General features: G+C 68.3%; 18 protein-coding genes. 9 read left to right on the top strand and 9 right to left on the bottom strand.

From position 1 onward, the window contains the following. Positions 1–109 precede the first annotated feature (109 nt). The 6 genes from AC1MED_RS02745 to AC1MED_RS02720 are packed head-to-tail and all read left to right on the top strand — an operon-like array spanning position 110 to position 7,248. Complete coding sequence (locus AC1MED_RS02745; RefSeq protein WP_479785321.1) at positions 110–1,162, top strand: aliphatic sulfonate ABC transporter substrate-binding protein; 1,053 nt, start codon at positions 110–112, stop codon at positions 1,160–1,162. Continuing rightward, the gene (locus AC1MED_RS02740) at positions 1,162–2,073 is read left to right on the top strand and encodes an ABC transporter permease (RefSeq protein WP_479785320.1); all 912 of its coding nucleotides are present in this window, start codon (positions 1,162–1,164) and stop codon (positions 2,071–2,073) included. Before AC1MED_RS02745 ends, AC1MED_RS02740 begins: the two co-directional genes overlap by 1 nt. After that, positions 2,064–4,151: an acetate--CoA ligase gene (locus tag AC1MED_RS02735; protein WP_479785319.1), complete on the top strand. Its 2,088-nt coding sequence runs from the start codon at positions 2,064–2,066 to the stop codon at positions 4,149–4,151. The genes AC1MED_RS02740 and AC1MED_RS02735 overlap by 10 nt, the downstream gene beginning before the upstream one ends. Before the next feature lie 9 nt (positions 4,152–4,160). Next, positions 4,161–5,408 (top strand): dimethylsulfone monooxygenase SfnG, encoded by a 1,248-nt coding sequence (gene sfnG / locus AC1MED_RS02730; protein WP_479785318.1) that lies wholly within the window; start codon positions 4,161–4,163, stop codon positions 5,406–5,408. Next, positions 5,408–6,754, top strand: a complete 1,347-nt coding sequence (locus AC1MED_RS02725; RefSeq protein WP_479785317.1) for an O-acetylhomoserine aminocarboxypropyltransferase/cysteine synthase family protein — start codon at positions 5,408–5,410, stop codon at positions 6,752–6,754. The genes sfnG and AC1MED_RS02725 overlap by 1 nt, the downstream gene beginning before the upstream one ends. Further along, entirely contained in the window at positions 6,751–7,248 is a 498-nt protein-coding gene (locus tag AC1MED_RS02720) for a CoA-binding protein (protein ID WP_479785316.1), read from the top strand. The genes AC1MED_RS02725 and AC1MED_RS02720 overlap by 4 nt, the downstream gene beginning before the upstream one ends. Positions 7,249–7,365: 117 nt before the next feature. Here the strand turns inward: AC1MED_RS02720 and AC1MED_RS02715 are convergent, their stop codons facing one another. The 4 genes from AC1MED_RS02715 to AC1MED_RS02700 form a co-directional block, all read right to left on the bottom strand. After that, positions 7,366–8,109 carry a hypothetical protein gene (locus AC1MED_RS02715; RefSeq protein WP_479785315.1) on the bottom strand — a complete coding sequence of 248 codons (744 nt, stop codon included), beginning with the start codon at positions 8,107–8,109 and terminating at the stop codon, positions 7,366–7,368. Continuing rightward, on the bottom strand, positions 8,106–8,654 hold the full coding sequence (locus AC1MED_RS02710) for an RNA polymerase sigma factor (RefSeq protein ID WP_346958599.1): 549 nt from the start codon (positions 8,652–8,654) through the stop codon (positions 8,106–8,108). Before AC1MED_RS02710 ends, AC1MED_RS02715 begins: the two co-directional genes overlap by 4 nt. 89 nt (positions 8,655–8,743) lie before the next feature. Further along, positions 8,744–9,259: a hypothetical protein gene (locus AC1MED_RS02705; protein ID WP_479785314.1), complete on the bottom strand. Its 516-nt coding sequence runs from the start codon at positions 9,257–9,259 to the stop codon at positions 8,744–8,746. A 466-nt stretch (positions 9,260–9,725) separates the two neighbouring features. Beyond that, the gene (locus AC1MED_RS02700; RefSeq protein WP_346958597.1) at positions 9,726–11,015 is read right to left on the bottom strand and encodes an adenylosuccinate synthase; all 1,290 of its coding nucleotides are present in this window, start codon (positions 11,013–11,015) and stop codon (positions 9,726–9,728) included. A gap of 379 nt (positions 11,016–11,394) precedes the next feature. Here AC1MED_RS02700 and AC1MED_RS02695 point away from each other — a divergent pair, with 379 nt between their 5' ends. Further along, the gene (locus tag AC1MED_RS02695; protein WP_479785313.1) at positions 11,395–12,603 is read left to right on the top strand and encodes a cobalamin-independent methionine synthase II family protein; all 1,209 of its coding nucleotides are present in this window, start codon (positions 11,395–11,397) and stop codon (positions 12,601–12,603) included. 222 nt (positions 12,604–12,825) lie between these two features. Continuing rightward, positions 12,826–13,455 carry a uracil-DNA glycosylase family protein gene (locus AC1MED_RS02690; RefSeq protein ID WP_479785312.1) on the top strand — a complete coding sequence of 210 codons (630 nt, stop codon included), beginning with the start codon at positions 12,826–12,828 and terminating at the stop codon, positions 13,453–13,455. A gap of 66 nt (positions 13,456–13,521) precedes the next feature. On the opposite strand, the gene AC1MED_RS02685 is transcribed toward AC1MED_RS02690, so the two are convergent. The 4 genes from AC1MED_RS02685 to AC1MED_RS02670 all read right to left on the bottom strand — a co-directional run bounded on the left by AC1MED_RS02685 (position 13,522) and on the right by AC1MED_RS02670 (position 16,967). Beyond that, the gene (locus tag AC1MED_RS02685; protein WP_479778373.1) at positions 13,522–13,947 is read right to left on the bottom strand and encodes a DUF3151 domain-containing protein; all 426 of its coding nucleotides are present in this window, start codon (positions 13,945–13,947) and stop codon (positions 13,522–13,524) included. Positions 13,948–13,949: 2 nt separating this feature from the next. Next, on the bottom strand, positions 13,950–14,969 hold the full coding sequence (gene fbaA / locus AC1MED_RS02680; RefSeq protein WP_479785311.1) for a class II fructose-bisphosphate aldolase: 1,020 nt from the start codon (positions 14,967–14,969) through the stop codon (positions 13,950–13,952). 193 nt (positions 14,970–15,162) lie between these two features. After that, positions 15,163–16,110 (bottom strand): hypothetical protein, encoded by a 948-nt coding sequence (locus AC1MED_RS02675; RefSeq protein WP_479785310.1) that lies wholly within the window; start codon positions 16,108–16,110, stop codon positions 15,163–15,165. Between the two features lie 170 nt (positions 16,111–16,280). After that, complete coding sequence (locus AC1MED_RS02670; protein WP_479785309.1) at positions 16,281–16,967, bottom strand: TrmH family RNA methyltransferase; 687 nt, start codon at positions 16,965–16,967, stop codon at positions 16,281–16,283. A 52-nt stretch (positions 16,968–17,019) separates the two neighbouring features. On the opposite strand from AC1MED_RS02670, the gene AC1MED_RS02665 reads away from it, so the two are divergent. Then, positions 17,020–17,886: an HAD-IIA family hydrolase gene (locus tag AC1MED_RS02665; protein ID WP_479785308.1), complete on the top strand. Its 867-nt coding sequence runs from the start codon at positions 17,020–17,022 to the stop codon at positions 17,884–17,886. A gap of 34 nt (positions 17,887–17,920) precedes the next feature. On the opposite strand, the gene AC1MED_RS02660 is transcribed toward AC1MED_RS02665, so the two are convergent. Next, entirely contained in the window at positions 17,921–18,961 is a 1,041-nt protein-coding gene (locus AC1MED_RS02660) for a thioesterase domain-containing protein (protein ID WP_479785307.1), read from the bottom strand. Positions 18,962–18,994 lie beyond the last annotated feature (33 nt).

Here is an 18,994-nt window from a genome sequence, read left to right as displayed (position 1 = left end):
CGTCTCTGCCGGCACCTCGCCGGCCGCCCCGCCCCCTGCCTGCCGGGGCGGCCCGCCGCACCGTTCTTCACACCTCCGCACCGTTCGCACCGTTCTCAAAGGAACCTCTATGTCTTTCCGCAAAAACAGCCTCCGCCCGGCTACCCGCCGCTCGTTCCTCACGGCCACCGCCCTCTCCGCCGCGTTGGCCCTCACCGGCTGCGTCGCCGGCGAAGGCTCCGGCCAGCCCGCCGCAAACGCAGCAGCCGGGAGCAGCACGCTGAACATCGACTTCGCGACGTACAACCCGCTGAGCCTCGTGATCAAGAAGAAGGGCTGGCTCGAGGCCTCCCTCAAGGACCAGGGCGTGAACGTCAAGTGGGTGCAGTCGGCCGGCTCCAACAAGGCCAACGAGGCGCTGCGGTCCGGCGCGATCGACGTCGGCTCCACCGCCGGCTCGGCCGCGCTCCTGGCCAAGGCCAACGGGTCCCCGATCAAGGCCATCGACATCTTTTCCCAGCCCGAGTGGGCTGCCCTGGTGACCAAGCCCGGCTCCGGCATCACCAAGGTCGCCGACCTCAAGGGCAAATCGGTGGCCGCCACCAAGGGTACCGATCCGTATTTCTTCCTGCTCCAGTCCCTCTCCGAAGCCGGGCTGTCCGCCAAGGACGTCACCGTGCAGAACCTGCAGCACGCCGACGGCCGCGCCGCCCTGGAGAACGGCTCGGTGGATGCCTGGTCCGGGCTCGACCCGATCATGGCCGGCGCGGAGCAGAAGGGCGCCAAACTCTTCTACCGCAACCTGTCCTTCAATACTTACGGCTTCCTGAACGCCACCGAGTCCTTCCTCAAGGACAAGCCGGCGCAGGCTCAGGCCGTCGTCAACGCCTACGAGAAGGCCCGCGCCTGGGCCGCGGCCAACCCGGATGAGACAGCGCAGATCCTTGCCGAGGCCGCCAGCCTCGACCCCGCCGTCGCGAAAACCGTCGTGCTGCAGCGCAGCAACCTCGACGTCGACCCGGCGCCGGGCGAGGCCCAGCGCAAGGTCCTCGCCAAGATCGGCCCCACCTTTGTGGAGACCGGGGACGTCGCGAGCCAGAAGCAGATCGACGACGCCGTCGCGAGCCTTCTCGATGACTCGCTGGTGAAGAAGGCGGACCCGTCCGCCATCAAGGATTCCTGATGAGCCACCTCGGAAATCCCCTCCTCACCGGCACCAGTGTTGCGGACGGGCGCGCTGCAGCCGTCCCCGCAACTCCGGCAGACGCCGCCCGGCCGGCTTCCCCCCTCACGGGCGGAAGCGGCTCCCCGGCGAACGGATGGTCCCCCGCCGGGATCCTGGCCAACGGCTGGGCGCGTCTGCTCCTTGGATTGATCATTCCCGCAGCGGTGCTGGCCGCCTGGCAGCTGTCCACGGCTGCCGGGGTGTTCAGCGTGGTCCAGCTCCCGCCGCCGGCCATGGTGCTGGAAGCCGGTCTGGACCTGCTCCAACGCGGCCAGCTCGGCCAGCACATCGCCATCTCCACCCAGCGGGTGCTGATCGGCTTCGCGGCCGGCGCCGCGCTGGGGCTGGTGTTCGGGTCGCTGGTGGGCCTGTCCCGGTTCGCCGATGCCCTGCTGGCACCCACCGTCGGCGCGCTCCGGGCCGTCCCGTCGCTGGCGTGGGTTCCGCTGCTGATCCTCTGGATGAAGATCGGCGAGGATTCCAAGATCACGCTGATCCTGATCGGCGCCTTCTTCCCGGTCTTCACCACGGTCTCCGTGGCGTTGCGCCACGTGGACCGGAACCTCGTGGAAGCTGCGCGGGCGTTCGGGCTCAAAGGCGTGAAGCTGCTGACCACGGTCCAGCTCCCCGCCGTCGTGCCGGCCGTGTTCTCCGGCCTCCGGCTGGCGCTGGCCCAGGCCTGGCTGTTCCTGGTGGCGGCCGAACTCATTGCCTCCTCGATGGGTCTCGGCTTCCTGCTCACGGATTCGCAGAACAACGGCCGCACGGACCGGCTCCTGCTGGCCATTGTGCTGCTGGCCGTGATCGGCAAGGTCACCGATGCGCTGCTGGGCCTGGCCGAAAGGTGGGCGGTGAAACGATGGGCGTAGCCTCCGAGACAGCACCGGCAGCCCACCCGGCCACCGAGGCTGAACGCGTCTCCTTCTGGGAAGCGGCAGCCCTCCGGCTCGACTGGGAGGACGTGCCGGGCCAGGACAAGCCCTGGCACACTGCGCACCGCCGCGTCCCGGCTGACGCGGACGCCGGCACCGGCCCGCAGATCAGCTGGTTCGACGGCGGGAAGCTCAACGTCGCCTACAACTGCGTCGACCGCCATGTAGCGGCGGGACGCGGGGACAAGGTGGCCTTGTTCTTCGAGGGCGAGCCGGGCGACCGCCGGAAAATCACCTACGCCGAACTGCAGCGCGAGGTGGCCAGGGCCGCCAACGCCCTGCAGGCCCTCGGCATCAGCAAGGGCGACCGGGTGGTCATCTACCTCCCGGTGATCCCCGAAACGGTGATCATCACCCTCGCCGTGGCCCGGATCGGCGCCATCCATTCGCTGGTGTTTGGCGGTTTCTCCGCCGAGGCGCTCAAGTTCCGGGTCGAGGACACCGGCGCCAAACTGCTGGTCACCACCGACGGGCAGTTCCGCCGCGGCGCGGCCGTCCCGGTCAAGGCGAACGCCGACGCGGCCGTCGCCGGGGACAACGCCATCGAGCACGTCCTCGTGGTCAACCGCACCACCGCACCGGAGCTGCTGGACAGCGTCCCGATGACCGCGGGCCGGGACGTGTGGTGGCACGACGCCGTCGGGCAGGCCTCCGATGTCCACGACGCCGAGGCCTTCGACGCCGAGACTCCGCTGTTCATCATGTACACCTCCGGCACCACCGGAAAGCCCAAGGGCCTGGTCCACACCTCCGGCGGCTACCTCACGCAGGCGTCCTGGAGCTTCGAGCACCTCTTCAGCAACCCGGACCCTGCCCTCCGCGACCAGGACGTCCACTGGTGCACGGCGGATCTCGCCTGGGTCACCGCGCACACCTACGAGCTCTACGGCCCGCTCTCCAACGGCGTCACCCAGGTGATCTTCGAGGGCACCCCCAACACCCCGCACCCGGGCCGGCACTTCGAAATCATCGAACGCTACGGCGTCACGCAGTACTACACCGCCCCCACCTTGGTCCGCTCGCTGATGGGCTGGTTCCCGGACGGCGTCCCGGCCCGCTACGACCTGTCCTCCATCCGCCTGCTCGGCACCGTCGGCGAAGCCGTCAACCCGGAAGCGTGGCGCTGGTTCCGCGACAACGTCGGCGCCGGCACCGCCCCCGTGGTGGACACCTGGTGGCAGTCCGAAACCGGTGCCACCATCCTCTCCCCCGCCCCGACCGACGCCGCCTTCAAACCCGGCTGCGCGGCGCGGCCGCTGCCCGGCGTCGGAACCCGGATCGTAGACGAGGCCGGCAACACCGTCCCGCCCGGCGTCCAGGGCTTCATCGTGGTCGACGCGCCGGGGCCTGCCATTGCCCGGACCGTGTGGGGGAACCCGCGGCGCTACTTCGACTCCTACTGGCGCCAGTACGCCGAACAGGGCTGGTTCCTCGCCGGCGACGGCGCCAAATACGACGACGACGGCGACATCTGGATCCTCGGGCGGGTGGACGACACCCTCAACGTCTCCGGGCACCTGCTCTCCACGATCGAGATCGAATCGGCGCTCGTCGCGCACCCGGACGTGGTGGAGGCCGGGGTCTGCCCCGTCGCGGACCCGAAGACCGGCCACGCAATCGTCGCGTTCGTCGTCCTGAAGGATTCGGCGGTGCTCCCCTCCCGCCGCTTAGCGTTCACGGACTCCCCCGAGCTCGCAAGCTCGCCCGGGGACCCCGGTCCGATCACTTCACTCGCTCGTTCCTCGCTCGCGCGATGCGCGGCTACGGAGGGAATCACCGCCGATTTGAAGGCTTGGGTCGGCGAAAGGATCGGGCCGATCGCGAAGCCGCGCGACGTCGTCGTCGTCCCCGATGTGCCGAAGACCCGCAGCGGCAAGATCATGCGCCGGCTGCTGACCCAACTGTCCGAGGGAACCGCCCTCGGTGACACCACCTCCCTGCAGAACGAACCGTCAATCGCCGGCATCCAGGCCGTCCTGCGCAACCGCAATAACACCGGAAATACCCAGAAGTAAGGAACACCCATGACTGACATCAGCAGCGTCGCCCGTCTTTCCGAACCCCTCAAGTTCGCCTACTGGGTCCCCAACGTCTCCGGCGGCCTGGTGGTTTCCACCATCGAACAGCGCACCGGCTGGGACTTCGAGTACAACAAGAAGCTCGCCCGGATCGCGGAAAACTCCGGCTTCGAATACGCCCTGACCCAGACCCGTTACGCCGCGTCCTACGGTGCGGACAAGCAGCACGAGGCCACCTCGTTCAGCCTGGCCCTGTTGGCGGCCACCGAGCGGCTCAAGGTCATCTCCGCCGTGCACCCGGGCATGTGGCACCCCGGCGTGCTGGCGAAGTTCATCATCACCGCGGACCACATCTCCAACGGGCGCGCCGCCGTGAACATCGTCTCCGGCTGGCTCAAGGCGGAATTCGAAAACTTCGGCCTCGAGTGGCTCGAACACGACGAGCGCTACGTCCGGACCGATGAGTTCATCCGGGTGCTGCGCGGGCTGTGGACCGAGCAGGGCTACAGCCAGTCCGGCAAGTACTACAACATCACCGACTTCACCCTGCAGCCGGCGCCCGTGGACGTGCCCGGACGGGCGCACCCGGAGATCTTCTTCGGCGGCAACTCCACCGCGGCGCAGGCCACGGCCGGCCGGGTGGCGGACTGGTACTTCTCCAACGGCAAGGACCTGGAGGGGTTCAAGGAGAACATCGCCGGCGTCGTCGCCGCTGCGGGTGAAACCGGACGCGGCACCCAGGGAACCCTCCCGACCCCCAGGTTTGGCCTGAACGGCTTCGTGATCGCCCGTGACTCCGAGAAGGAAGCCCGCGACACCCTCCGCGAGATCGTCGAAAAGGCGCACAAGCCCGCCGTCGAAGGCTTCCGCGACGCCGTTCAGGAGGCCGGCGCGTCCACGAAGGACGGCAAGGGCATGTGGGCCGACTCGAGCTTCGAGGACCTGGTCCAGTACAACGACGGGTTCAAGACCCAGCTGATCGGCACGCCGGAGCAGATCGCCGAGCGGATCGTGGAGTACAAGAAGATCGGCGTGAACCTGTTCCTCACCGGCTACCTGCACTTCCAGGAGGAGGTCGCCGCGTTCGGTGCGGACATCCTGCCGATTGTGCGCGAGCTCGAGGCGGACCTGGCCCGCAAGCACGGCACCGAACTTGTCCCCACCCGCCCCCTAGCCTCGCAAGCTCGGCCAGGGAACCCTGCGGGCGTGGGCCCATCCGCCGCGCCCGTGGCCAAGATTGAGGTGAACGCGTAATGGCCGACCGCAACTTCGGTTTCCGCACCCGCGCCCTGCACGCCGGCGGCACCCCCGACGCCGAGCACGGCGCCCGGGCCGTGCCGATCTACCAGACCACCTCCTTCGTGTTCAAGGACACCCAGGACGCCGCGAACCTCTTCGCGCTGCAGAAGTACGGCAACATCTACTCCCGGATCGGCAACCCCACGGTCGCGGCCTTCGAGGAGCGCATCGCCTCCCTTGAAGGCGGCATCGGCGCGGTGGCCACGTCCTCGGGCATGGCCGCGGAATTCATCACCTTCGCCGCCCTCACCCAGTCCGGGGACCACATCGTCGCCGCCTCCCAGCTCTACGGCGGCACGGTCACACAATTGGACGTCACGCTGCGCCGCTTCGGCGTGGACACCACGTTCGTGGCCGGCACCGATCCGGCGGACTACGCCGCCGCGGTCCGGGAGAACACCAAGGCGATCTTCGTCGAGGTGGTGGCCAACCCGTCGTCGGAAGTCCAGGACCTTGAGGGGCTGGCGAAAGTGGCGCACGACGCCGGCATCCCGCTGGTCGTCGACGCCACCTTGAGCACCCCGTACCTGGTGCGCCCGATCGAACACGGAGCGGACATCGTCATCCATTCCGCCACCAAGTTCCTCGGCGGCCACGGGACCACGCTGGGCGGCGTGATCGTCGAAAGCGGCCGCTTCGACTGGGGCAACGGCAAGTTCCCGACCATGACCGAACCGGTCGCCTCCTACGGCAACGTCTCCTGGTGGGGGAACTTCGGCGAGTACGGTTTCCTGACCAAACTGCGCTGCGAGCAGCTGCGCGACATCGGACCCGCGCTCTCCCCGCAGTCGGCCTTCCAGCTGCTGCAGGGCGTGGAGACGCTGCCGCAACGGCTCGACGAGCACCTGAAGAACGCCCAGGCCGTTGCCGAATGGCTTGAAGCCGACGAGCGGGTGGCCTACGTGAACTACTCCGGCCTGCCCTCGCACCCGCACTTCGAACGGGCCCGGAAGTACCTGCCGCTGGGCCCCGGCTCGGTGTTCTCCTTCGGCGTGAAGGGCGGCCGCGCCGCGGGGCAGAAGTTCATCGAGTCCCTGCAGCTGGCCTCGCACCTGGCCAACGTGGGCGACTCGCGGACCCTGGTGATCCACCCCGGCTCCACAACCCATCAGCAGCTCAGCCCGGAGCAGCTCGAATCCGCCGGCGTCCCCGAGGACCTGGTCCGGATTTCGATCGGGCTGGAAGACCTTGAGGACATCCTCTGGGACCTCGACCAGGCCCTGGACGCAGCGTCTGAGGTGCCAGAAGAGGCCGCCGCCGCCCTGCCGGCAGACACCTGCACGATCGGAGCAAACGCATGAGCACCGAAGAAACCCGGACCTGGACCGGCCCGTCCGCGCCGGAACGGCTGGCCCTGCTGCGCCAGGCGAAGTCGATCGCGATTGTGGGCGCCTCGGACAAGCCGTCCCGGGCGAGCTACTTCGTGGCGACTTACCTGCAGTCGTCCACCCGGTACAAGGTCTATTTCGTGAACCCGGTGGTCAAGGAGATCCTGGGCCAGCCGACGTACGCGTCCCTCGCTGACCTGCCGGAGAGCCCGGACATCGTGGACGTGTTCCGCAAGCACGACGACCTGCCGGGTGTGCTGGACGAGGCCATCGCCGCGGGCGCCAAGACGCTCTGGCTGCAGCTGGGCTCGTGGCACGAGGACGTGGCGAAGGAGGCCGAGGCGGCCGGGCTCGACGTCGTGATGGACCGCTGCGTGAAGATCGAGCACGCCCGCTTCCACGGCGGACTGCACCTGGCCGGCTTCGACACCGGGGTGATCTCCTCGAAGCGGCAGGTCTTGGCCTAACCGCCCAGCCTTTCGTGACCCGTTACCAACTGGCTCGCAGTTGTGGCCGTTTTGAGCGCTCAAAACGGCCACAACGGCGAGCTACTTGGGTTAACCGGGGCGCGCGGGTGGGGCGGGCTACGGCTTGGTGGTGGGGGCCGCCGTCGGCAGGCCGGGAAGCGACGGTACGGCCGGCAGCGGGCTGGGGGCCGCTCGCCGGCCGTTCTCGCCGGGAAGCCGGGGCGTTACGGGGCGCCGGTCCGGGGTCGGCAGTGATCCGCCGCGGCCGACGGCGGGAGGTGTGACGGCAGCGCCGCCGCGCTTTGGCGCCTTCACGGTCGCCTCGGGTGACGGCGCAGCGGCGGACGCCACCGCCGCCGGGGAGGTGCCGGCCGGGACCGGAGCCGGGGCTGCCGGCACGGCGGGGAGGTCCGACGGCGTGGGGCTGGAGGGCGCCGGCGTCCGGACGGGGGCTGCGGGCTGGAAAATGACGCCCAGGGTGTGACCCACGTTTTCGCGGAAGTCGTGGCTGGAGGCCGCCACCGCGCCGGCGCCCAGGCTCATGGCACCGACGACAGCGCCGCCGATGAGGGCCATCCGGCGTTTGCGGGCCCGACGGCGGTCGGCCAGGCTGCTGACACCGGTGGGGAGGTCCCCGGTGCCAGGCTCCGCATGGGAGTCCGCGGCCGGGGAGGCCGAACCGGCTGCCGACCCTGCGGCGAGCAGCGCCGCGAGGTCCGCCCGGGGCTCTGGCGCCTGCTCCGGGACGAGGGCCTGCAGCTGCTCGAGGGTGCTGCGCAGTTCGCCGGCAGCGTCGAGGCCGGAGTCACGGAGCATCGCCTGGATGCTGCCATCCTGCTGGGGGTTGCGCGTGCCGGTCATGATGCTGCGTGGTCCTTTTCGGTTACGAGTTCGCGCAGGGCACTGAGCCCGCGCCGCTGAAGCTGTTTGATGGCACCCGGGGTTTTGCCCATGATGCCGGCCACCTGATCGATGGAGAGGTCTGCGACGATCCGCAGGACCAGGACTTCCCGTTGCTCGTCGTTGAGCCGGGAGAGTGTGTGGGACAGACCGCCCAGCGAACCGAGTGCTTCGTCCTCGGCCGAGGCGGAAGACCGGGCGTCGTTCAGCGGATCGTATTCGGCCAGCTGCGGTGTCCGTTCGGCGCGGCGGTGGTGGTCGACCAGCCGGGCGTGGGCGACCGAAAAGATGAAGGTCCGCAATCCGGCGTGGCCGCCGGTGACGTTGGCCAGTTTCGGCAACACGTCCACGAAGACGTCCTGGGTGAGGGCCTCGGCGTCGTCAACGCCCTTGGCCCGGAAGTAGCCAAGCACCGCCGGGGACAGCACGGTGTAGACGGCGCTGAATCCTGACGGCTCGCCAGCCAAAGCTGCTGACAGATCGTCATCGCTCAGCTGCTCTGCCAAGAAGCGTTCCTTCCGTTTACTGCTGGGGGTGCGGCCCCCGATAGTTTAGCGGCCGCACCCCGTCGCCTCCGAAGAGAGGCGTTTGTTGCCTACTTGTCGAGCTTGGGCAGCTCAACCGACGGGTCGGCCGGCACGGCCGGGACAGCCGGGGTGGCCGGGGTGGCCGGGGCGCCCTTGGCGGCCGGGACGGCCGGGGTGGCAACGGTCACGCCGGCGTGGGCCTTGGCTTCGGCAGCGCCCTTGGCGTTGGCGGCACCCTCGACGGCGGCGCCGTCCTTGTCAGCGGACACGGCGCCCTCAGCGGCGCCTTCGGTCTCCTCGGTGCCCTCGACGTCGGCGGTGCCCTCGGCGTCTGCCTTGGCGGAGTCCTCAACGTCCGGGGTGGCCGGAGCAGCCGGAACGGCGGGGGTGGCCGGAGCGGAGGGCAGCTCCGCGGTGGCCGGGACAGCCGGCACGGCGGGGGTGGCGGGCGTAGCGTGGTTCACTTCAGCCTGCTGGGTGCTGGAGGTCTGGGCCGCGTTGGCCAGGCCGATTCCGGAGAAACCTCCGACCGCGAGAATCGCGGCGCCGACAGCAATCTTGGTGGTCTTGCTAACACTCTTCATGTAAAACGTACATCCTTTGGTTGTTTGAAGGCCGGCCGGCGCCTGATGGGGGCAGGCGCCGGCCGGCACTTACGGTCGAAGTCCTGTCGGCGCCTGATGGGGGCAGGCGCCGGCCGGCACTTACGGTCGAAGTCCTGTCGGCGCCTGATGGGGGCAGGCGCCCGTCGGATCTCTCGCTCGAAGTCCGCAGCGCCTGATGGGGGCAGGCGCCGGGCGGATCTTTCGCTACAAGGCCGTCCGTACCTGGTGGGGGACCAGGGCCCGGGCGGCGCTTACAAAGGAGTAATCGCCGGGGCACCCCGAAAAGTTACGCACCGGTCGGATTTTTTTGGTTTCCTCATCTGCGGCGCGGCGGGGACCCGTCTCCGGCCCTAAAAAACCGCCCCTAGCGACGGCCCCTAACGCCGACGGAGGCGGGCCACCTTTGTCAGGTGACCCGCCGCCGTCGGACGCCAGTTGGCCGGTGTTAGTCGTTAATCAGGTCGTTGACCACGATCGTCTGGTCGCGGTCCGGGCCGACGCCGATCGCGGAGAAGCGCGTGCCGGAGAGCTTCTCGAGGGCCAGCACGTAGTTCCGGGCGTTCTCCGGCAGGTCGTCCAGGGTGCGGGCGCCGGTGATGTCCTCGGTCCAACCCTCGAAGTACTCGAAGATCGGCTTGGCGTGATGGAACTCGGTCTGGGTCATCGGCATCTCGTCGTGCCGCACGCCGTCGACGTCGTAGGCCACGCACACCGGGATCTGCTCAATGCCGGTGAGCACGTCCAGCTTGGTGACGAAGTAGTCGGTGAAGCCGTTCACGCGCGAGGCGTGGCGGGCCAAGACGGCGTCGTACCAGCCGCAGCGGCGCGGCCGGCCGGTGTTGACGCCGAACTCGCCGCCGGTCTTCTGCAGGTACACGCCCATCTCATCGAACAGTTCCGTGGGGAACGGGCCTGCGCCGACGCGCGTGGTGTAGGCCTTGATGATGCCGATGGAGCGGGAGATCCGGGTGGGGCCGATGCCCGAGCCGACGGAGGCGCCGCCCGCGGTGGGGTTCGAGGACGTCACGAACGGGTAGGTGCCGTGGTCTACGTCCAGGAACGTGGCCTGGCCGCCCTCCATCAGGACCACCTTGCCCTCGTCCAGCGCCTTGTTCAGCACGAAGGTGCTGTCAATGACCAGCGGGCGCAGGCGTTCGGCGAAGGACAGGAAGTAGTCCACGATCTCGTCGACCTCGATGTCCCGTCGGTTGTAAACCTTGACCAGCAGTTCATTCTTCTGCCGCAGCGAGCCTTCGACCTTCTGGCGCAGGATGGAGGCGTCGAAGACGTCCTGTACGCGGATGCCGAGGCGGGCGACCTTGTCCATGTAGGCCGGGCCGATGCCACGGCCGGTGGTGCCGATCGCGCGGCTGCCGAGGAACCGTTCGGTGACCTTGTCCAGCACCTGGTGGTAGGGCGCCACCAGGTGGGCGTTGGCGGAGACGCGCAGCTTGGAGGTGTCCGCGCCGCGCGCTTCCAGGCCGTCGATCTCCTGGAACAGGGCTTCAAGGTTCACCACGCAACCGTTGCCGATCACCGGGACTGCGTTCGGGCTCAGGATGCCGGCGGGAAGGAGCTTCAGCTCATACTTCTCACCGCCCACGACGACGGTGTGCCCGGCGTTGTTGCCGCCGTTGGGCTTGACGACGTAGTCGACGCGGCCGCCGAGCAGGTCGGTGGCCTTACCTTTGCCTTCGTCGCCCCATTGGGCTCCGACGATCACGATTGCTGGCATGGGATCCTCCCCCATTCGTTCGGGCCGAACTGTACGTGAATGACCGGGTGGTCAGCGCAGCTCAGCGCCGTTCATGAGAATGCCCCGAATCTACCGCTGTGCTCTTACCATCAACGCCAGAGTCCGGGGCTCTTACCACCCAAGTTTAGCCGAAAACGGTGGGCGGCACCGTTTTGACTCCCTGCGTGGAGGGCCGCGACACATAGTGGGCACAACTTGCGGTGCGGGCACGGCGTGGAATTAAGTGGGAGTGACCATCCCGAGCGGCCGAGGGACCTGGACCGTTGACGCCGCAGCAACCCCGCCGTACGCGGCCCGCCACGTGCGGCCCCGTCCGGCCACGGTGCTACCGCCAGGACCGATGGAAAGGAACCGCACCATGTCCCAGAACACCGACCACATCCGCGTCACCCACGCCGGGTCGTTGCCCCGCACCCCCGAACTCATCGCCGCCAACGAGGCCAAGGAAGCCGACGGCATCACCCCCGAGTTCCTGGACCTGCTGGAAACCTCGGTGGTGGACGTCGTCCAGCGCCAGAAGGACCTGGGCATCGACATCCCCAACGACGGCGAGTACGGCCATTCCATGGCCAGCTCGGTCGACTACGGCGCCTGGTGGAACTATTCGTTCGCCCGGCTTGGCGGCCTGGAACCGACAGACGTGGACCGCTGGGCCGACGCCGCGGTGCACCGCTCCAGCCCCGGCCACATCGTCCTGACCTCATTCCCGGACCGCCGCGACCGGCAGGCCTTCAACGACGCCTACAACGACCCCTCCTCGGGGATCCTGGCCCACCGCAAGGCCGTCACGCAGCCGAAGATCGCGGGCCCGCTGACCTACACCGGGCAGGAACTGGTGGCCTCGGACATCACCAACCTCAAGACGGGCCTGGCCGCGGCCGGCCTCACCGAGGGCTTCGTCGCGTCCCTCTCCCCCGGATCCTGCGCCCGTGTCGCCAACGAGTACTACAAGAGCGATGAGGAACTCCTCTACGCCTGCGCCGACGCGATGCGCGAGGAATACAAGGCCATCATCGACGCCGGCCTGACGGTCCAGCTCGACGATCCCTCCCTGGCCGAGAGCTGGGACCAGATCAATCCCGAGCCGAGCCTTGAGGACTACTTGAAGTTCATCCAGCTGCGCGTCGAGGCCACCAACTGGGCGCTGCGCGACCTCCCGCAGGACAAAATCCGGCTGCACGTCTGCTGGGGCTCCTGGCACGGACCGCACACCACGGACATCCCGTTCGCGGACATCATCGGCTCCGTCCTGCAGGTCAACGCCGGTGCGTACTCCTTCGAGGCCGCCAATGTCCGGCACGAACACGAATGGCGTGTCTGGGAGGACACCAAGCTTCCCGAGGGCAAATCGATTATCCCGGGCGTTGTCTCGCACGCCACCAACGTGGTGGAGCACCCCGACCTCGTGGCCGACCGGATCGTGCGCTTCGCGGAACTGGTGGGCCGTGAGAACGTGATCGCCTCCACGGACTGCGGCCTCGGCGGCCGCGTCCACCCGCAGATCGCTTTCGCCAAGCTCGATGCCCTCGGTGAGGGTGCCCGCCGGGCCAGCAAGCGGCTCTGGTAACCGGTCTAAGCGGACGGTGTTAACCGGTCCGGGCAGTTGGCAGTTGCCGGCTGCCCGGACGACTCGCCGGACATTTCGCGGGGCTTGATAGACTGGTAAAGACCGAACAGGAATCGGTCCACACCACATTTTCAAACCACACCGGCCTCCGCGCGCCCTCCCTTTGGCGTGCCCGGGATCGGTCTGGCAGCTTTACCAATCCCGCAGGAGACCCAGCAATACATGACAGCCCTGGCCACTGAAAATTTCCGCGAACAGCTCCTGAGCCGCCGTTACGAAGCTAACGTCGCGCCGGTGAACGAACTGTGCGACACACTGCAGACCGCCAAAGCTGGCACCACGGTCCCCTACGTGGATCCCGCCCACGACATTGACGAGTGCCGCATCATCAGCCTCTTCTCCAACATCGGCACCGCCGATCCGTCCGGCTTCATCACCGCCGGCGACGACGAAGCCGCCACCCGCATGCTGGGCATCCAGTGGAAACTGGGCCTGCGCCCGGAATTTGTGATGCCGTGGAACGTCCACCCGTGGCACGTGGACGGCGAGCCGAACGGCAAGTTCACGCCGGACCAGATCTCGGCGGGCCTCAAGCCGCTGCTGAAGTTCCTCGCCCTGGTTCCGCGCGCCTCCGTGATCGTGGCGCACGGCACCGAGGCCAACCGCCTGGCCAACCTGCTGCTCAAGACCGAGGTGCCGATGATCTGGCGCCGCGGCCTGAAGACGTACAAGGTCCGCTCGCTCAGCGGCCGCGCGTTCGCCGGCACCCCGGCCCGCCAGGAGCAATACCTCGAGGAAATGCGCGTCGCCTACGCCGACGCCATGGCCCGCACCGGGCTGGCCAAGGCCTAATCCGCCCGCAATAACGACGGCGGGCGCCCACCGAATGGTGGACGCCCGCCGTCGTCGTTTAACCCGTTAGCCCTGGGCTTCGATGGCCGCCCTGGCGGTGGGGTCGGAGTCTTTGAGGAACTTCTCGATCCGTTCCGGCTCCTCGGCCTCGCCGATCGCCGCGGAGGCGCGGCCCAGCGAGTACAGGGCGCGCAGGAAACCGCGGTTGGGTTCGTGCTCCCACGGGATCGGGCCGGCGCCGCGCCAGCCGTTGCGGCGCAGCGAGTCCAGGCCGCGGTGGTAGCCGACCCGGGCGTAGGCGTAGGAATCGATGGTCCGGCCTTCCTTCCACGCTTCCTCGGCCAGCACGGCCCAAAGCAACGAGGACGTCGGGTGCTTCTCCACCAGGTCCAGCGCCTCCTGGCCCGCGTCCAGCCCCGCGTTGACCTCGGTCTCGGCGGGCAGCAGGGTCGGCTCGGGTCCCATCAGGTTCCGGCGGAATTCGTCCGACACGGCTAGAACGTCTTGCCGGTGGAGCCGAGCTGCTGGGCTGCCTCCACCACTCGGGCAGCCAGGCCGGCTTCGGCGGACGCGCCCCAGACGCGGGGGTCGTAGAGCTTCTTGTTGCCGACTTCGCCGTCGACCTTCAGCACGCCGTCGTAGTTGCGGAACATGTGGTCGGCGACCGGGCGGGTGTAGGCGTACTGGGTGTCGGTGTCGATGTTCATCTTGATCACGCCGTAGGAGACCGCGTCCGCGATTTCCTGCTCCGAGGAGCCGGAGCCGCCGTGGAAGACGAGGTCGAACGGGCTGGTCTTGCCGATCTTCGCGCCGACCTGCTCCTGGATGTCCTTGAGGATCTCCGGGCGCAGCTTGACGCCGCCGGGCTTGTACACACCGTGCACGTTGCCGAAGGTCAGGGCCGTGATGTAGCGGCCGTTCTCGCCGGAGCCGAGGGCGTCGATGGTCGCGAGGGCGTCCTCGACCGTGGTGTAGAGCTTGTCGTTGATGGCGTTCTCGACGCCGTCTTCCTCGCCGCCAACCGTGCCGATCTCCACCTCGAGGATCATCTTGGCCGAGGCGGTGCGCGCCAGCAGCTCCTGAGCGATCCGGAGGTTCTCCTGCAGGGTTTCGGCCGAGCCGTCCCACATGTGCGAGTTGAAGAGCGGGTTGCGGCCAGCCTTGACCTCGGCCTCGGAGGCTGCGAGCAGCGGCAAGACGAAGCCGTCCAGCTTGTCCTTGGGGCAGTGGTCAGTGTGCAGGGCGATGTTGACGCCGTAGTTCTTGGCGACCTCGCGGGCGAACGCGGCGAAGCCCAGCGAGCCGGCCACCATGTCCTTGGTGGAGGCACCGGACCAGTAGGCGGCGCCGCCGGTGGAGACCTGGACGATGCCGTCGGACTCGGCCTCGGCGAAGCCGCGCAGGGCGGCGTTCAGGGTCTGGGAGGAGGTGACGTTGACGGCCGGGAATGCGAAGCCGCCCGTCTTTGCGCGGTCGATCATCTCGGAGTAGATCTCTGGGGTTGCAATGGGCATGCTGACTCCTAAAGTGAATTTCGTCTGCGGGCTGGGTTGACCCTGGAGTGAACCTCGTCGGCTACGAACCATCCTAGTCATTCCTGCGCCACGGCAGTGTCTCCGGTCACGCCGGAGGTGTAACACTCGCCCGCCCGCCTCCGCCGAGATGGCAGGTCGCGGCAGTGTTTCCGGAAAACACTGCCGCGACCTGTCATCTCGGGCGCCACCCCCGGCTCTCCAGCGCTGCCCGGACTTTCCGGACGACGGCGGGACGGTCGCCGGCCAGGTCGAAGCGGGAAACCCTGAGCTCCTGCCAGCCGGACCGCGCTGCGGTGTCGGCCCTTCGAATGTCCCTCAGGTACTGCTCGTCCCCGTTGTGGTGCGCCCCCTCGTACTGCAGCGCGAGCCGCCACTGCGGGTACGCCGCGTCGGGCCAGAGAACAGGCGCTGCGCCCCCGCCCCACTCAACCTGACCCCAGACCACATGGTTCAGCACCGGCTCGGGCAGCCCCGCCTGCACCAAGGCCAGCCGCATCTGCGTTTCCGGCGCCGAATCGGCCCCCACCCGGACGAGTTCGACGGCGGCTCTGGCTGTGCGCACACCGCGGGACCCCGGATGCCGGGCAACCATCCCCCTCAGGTCCGCGATGCTGCACTGGGCCCGGCGCGGAAAGGGATGCTCCGGCCCGTGTTTGCAGACCAGGGAATCAGCCACTGCCACCAGATCCTCCACCGGCAGCATCCTGGCCAGATCCAGGAAAGTCCGGGCCGGCGAGGTGAGCCGGACGCCGTCGAGCTCCACCACTTCATCCGGCAGAAGCGTCAGAAGATGCCCCACGACGTTTACCCGGCGCGGCATGCTGGCACCCCGGCGGCGGGCCAGGTGGATGCGCCAGTCCTCGCCCTGCCAGGGTGGCAGCGGGGCTTTCCAGAGGCGGGCGGCCGAGCCGAGCGCGAGGATGGAGCCGTCGTCGAGCTCCGTATAGGCGCGCAGGGCCGCGGTGCCGGCGGCCCTTGACGCCAGCGGCATCCGGATGCCGCGCGACACCGTGACCAGGTCGCCGGCGCGGGTGCGCGTCCGGGTGACGCCGGCCTTGTCCGCCGCTCGCAGCGAGAAGGACCCGGCGGAGAGGTGAGGGGGAAGCGGCGCCCGGCGCATGGGCTCATTCTTGCCGCTCCTCGCCCCTTCTGCTCCGGTTATCCACAGGTCCGGCCTTCCGCTGCGCCGAGATGGCATGTCGCGGCAGTATTTCCGGGAAATACTGCCGCGAAGTGTCATCTCGCGCGGACCGGCGGAGCGGACCGCTGGAGCGGAGGGTGCCGGGGCGGTTACCCCGGGAGCTGGTTGAAGACGTGGCGGCGGATCCAGGCGTGCATCGCGATCGCGGCCGCGGAGGCGGCGTTGATGGAGCGCGTGGACCCGAACTGCTCGATCGAGAGCGTCGCCACGGCGGCCTCGTGGACCTCCGGCGTCAGGCCCGGCCCCTCCTGGCCGAACACCAGCACACAGTCCCGGGGCAGCTCGTAGGTTTCCAGCGGGACGGAATCGGGGAAGATGTCGATCCCGATCACGGCCAGCCCCTCCGCCTGCGCCCAGGCGACAAATTCGTCCACAGTGGCGTGGTGGCGGACGTGCTGGTAGCGGTCCGTGACCATGGCCCCGCGGCGGTTCCACCGGCGTCGTCCGATGATGTGGACTTCCTTGGCCAGGAACGCGTTGGCGGTGCGGACCACGGTGCCGATGTTCATGTCGTGCTGCCAGTTTTCGATCGCGATGTGGAAGTTGTGGCGCCGCGAGTCCAGCTCCGCCACAATCGCCTCGTGCTTCCAGTACCGGTACTTGTCCACCACGTTGCGGCGGTCACCGTCCGCCAGCAGGTCCGGGTCCCAGTGTTCGCCCTCCGGCCACTGACCCTGCCAGGGTCCGACGCCGACCTCCGCCTTGGGCTCCGCCTCACCGTCCGGAGCGGCCGGGGTGCCGGCGGGGTGTTCGCTGGGTGTCTCGGGTTCAATCACGACTCAACAGTAGACTGGGACCTGTTGCGGCACACTATCGGCGGAGGGCACCATGGCGGATCAGCACGAAGACCACGGGACAGACCGGCGTTCGGACCCGGACGAGGTGCAGTCCACGTCCTCGGTGTACCGCAGCGGCCAGGAAATCGAATGCTGGCTGACGGACATGGACGGCGTGCTGGTCCACGAAAACCAGCCGATCCCGGGCGCCTCGGAACTCATCCAGCGCTGGGTGGATACGTCCAAACGGTTCTTGGTCCTCACCAACAATTCAATCTTCACGCCCCGCGACCTTGCCGCCCGGCTGAAAAGCTCCGGCCTGGAAATCCCGGAGGAGAACATCTGGACCTCGGCCCTCGCGACGGCCCAGTTCCTCAAGGACCAGGTGCGCGGCTCCGAATCCGGCAACCGCGCCTACACCATCGGTGAGGCCGGGCTGACGACGGCGCTGCATGAGGCGGGCTTCATCCTCACCGACCAGGACCCGGACTTTGTGGTGCTCGGCGAGACCCGGACCTACTCCTTCGAGGCCATCACCATGGCCATCCGCCTGATCCTGGGCGGCGCGCGCTTCATCGCGACCAACCCGGACGCCACCGGCCCGTCCAAGGACGGCCCGATGCCCGCCACCGGTGCGATCGCGGCGCTGATTACCAAGGCGACCGGACGTGAACCCTACATTGTGGGCAAGCCGAACCCGATGATGTTCCGCTCCGCGATGAACCAGATCGACGCCCACTCGGAGACCACCGCCATGATCGGTGACCGGATGGACACCGACATCATCGCCGGTATGGAGGCGGGGCTGCACACGGTGCTGGTGCTCAGCGGCATCACCCACAAGGACGACGTCGCGGCCTACCCGTTCCGGCCCAACCAGATCCTGAACTCGGTCGCGGACCTGAAGAACCAGATCTGAGCGAACGCCGGGTGCCGGCCGGGGGCTACTTCGGCTAGACCGCGGTCTTTTTGCCCCCGCCGGAGGCGAGCGGCAGGAACTCGTCCTGGAGCTCCTCGATGAGCGGCCGGTAGACGAAGGGGTTCCACTGCGGGCTGGCGTGGGCCGGCCGTGCACCGTCGGTTTGCAGCGAATCCGAGACCATGTTCGCCTTGAACCGCAGCATCCAGGTGTCCCGGGCCGTCTCGTAACTGACGGTCTTGTCCCTGGGGTTGCCGATGAACGCCATCTTCGCGTCCCCCAGCCGGCCGACGAACCGGTTCAGGTCGAAGTGGTAAATGTAGGCCGATTCCGTCTGGATCAGCACACTGGACGGGGCGATCGGCGAGAGCTGCTCCATGGTCTGGTCCAGGATCTGGCCCCAGCTGCGTTCGTGCTTGTTGAGCACCCGCTCGCCGAGTTCATAGCCGCCGCGCAGCACGGTGGGAAACCGGAATCCGCTCTCGTAGAGAAACACCACCCCGTCGAACCAGCTCTGGTCCAGCACGTCGTACCGGCTGGCCGGGCTGGAGTCCAGCAGGATGAACGCCACCTGGACGCCGTGCAGCTCCAGGAGCCGGGCGGCGACCTGCACCGCCACCATGCCGCCGAAGCTGTGGCCATAGAAGTAGACGGTGTCCAGCTGGTGGGCGCGGATGTGTTCGATGACCGCGATCACGATCTTGTCGATGTCCATGCCAACGTTGGAATATCCGACGGCGGCCAGCTGGCCCCGTTTGGTCAGCGCACCGCGCAGCGAGTTCAGGATCCACTGCGCTTCTTCCCAGCTGGTCTTGTACCCGGGAAAGAGGAACCAGGCGGCGTGGGGGAAATACAGCTCCGCGACGTCGTCGGGCACCATCAGGATCTTGTTGACGCGCCGCTCGGCCTGCACCCGGCGGGTGAACAGCATGTCCGCGGCGAGGACGGAGGCAGCGCCGGTTCCGATCAGGAAGTTCCGCCGCGAAAACCGCTCAAGTTCGGCGGCGTGCCGGAGCACGCGGGCCTCCTCGTTCCGGGGTCCGCGCCCGTCGTTCGCTTCGGTCTCATGCGGCACACCTCTACCGTAGCCATTGTGCCGCTGCAGCAG

It is taken from the genome of Arthrobacter sp. BI5, assembly GCF_056680065.1.
The sequence above is the reverse complement of the archived record's forward strand: the minus strand, read 5'-3'. Positions and strand labels throughout refer to the sequence as shown.

What these genes read in the sequence shown, in the direction of transcription:
- sfnG (WP_479785318.1), top strand. Translation starts at nt 4,161, where the DNA reads ATGACTGACATCAGCAGCGTCGCCCGTCTTTCCGAACCCCTCAAGTTC.
- AC1MED_RS02665 (WP_479785308.1), top strand. Translation starts at nt 17,020, where the DNA reads ATGGCGGATCAGCACGAAGACCACGGGACAGACCGGCGTTCGGACCCG.
- AC1MED_RS02720 (WP_479785316.1), top strand. Translation starts at nt 6,751, where the DNA reads ATGAGCACCGAAGAAACCCGGACCTGGACCGGCCCGTCCGCGCCGGAA.
- AC1MED_RS02745 (WP_479785321.1), top strand. Translation starts at nt 110, where the DNA reads ATGTCTTTCCGCAAAAACAGCCTCCGCCCGGCTACCCGCCGCTCGTTC.
- AC1MED_RS02700 (WP_346958597.1), bottom strand. Translation starts at nt 11,015, where the DNA reads ATGCCAGCAATCGTGATCGTCGGAGCCCAATGGGGCGACGAAGGCAAA.
- AC1MED_RS02675 (WP_479785310.1), bottom strand. Translation starts at nt 16,110, where the DNA reads ATGCGCCGGGCGCCGCTTCCCCCTCACCTCTCCGCCGGGTCCTTCTCG.
- fbaA (WP_479785311.1), bottom strand. Translation starts at nt 14,969, where the DNA reads ATGCCCATTGCAACCCCAGAGATCTACTCCGAGATGATCGACCGCGCA.
- AC1MED_RS02695 (WP_479785313.1), top strand. Translation starts at nt 11,395, where the DNA reads ATGTCCCAGAACACCGACCACATCCGCGTCACCCACGCCGGGTCGTTG.
- AC1MED_RS02705 (WP_479785314.1), bottom strand. Translation starts at nt 9,259, where the DNA reads ATGAAGAGTGTTAGCAAGACCACCAAGATTGCTGTCGGCGCCGCGATT.
- AC1MED_RS02735 (WP_479785319.1), top strand. Translation starts at nt 2,064, where the DNA reads ATGGGCGTAGCCTCCGAGACAGCACCGGCAGCCCACCCGGCCACCGAG.
- AC1MED_RS02725 (WP_479785317.1), top strand. Translation starts at nt 5,408, where the DNA reads ATGGCCGACCGCAACTTCGGTTTCCGCACCCGCGCCCTGCACGCCGGC.
- AC1MED_RS02690 (WP_479785312.1), top strand. Translation starts at nt 12,826, where the DNA reads ATGACAGCCCTGGCCACTGAAAATTTCCGCGAACAGCTCCTGAGCCGC.
- AC1MED_RS02715 (WP_479785315.1), bottom strand. Translation starts at nt 8,109, where the DNA reads ATGACCGGCACGCGCAACCCCCAGCAGGATGGCAGCATCCAGGCGATG.
- AC1MED_RS02740 (WP_479785320.1), top strand. Translation starts at nt 1,162, where the DNA reads ATGAGCCACCTCGGAAATCCCCTCCTCACCGGCACCAGTGTTGCGGAC.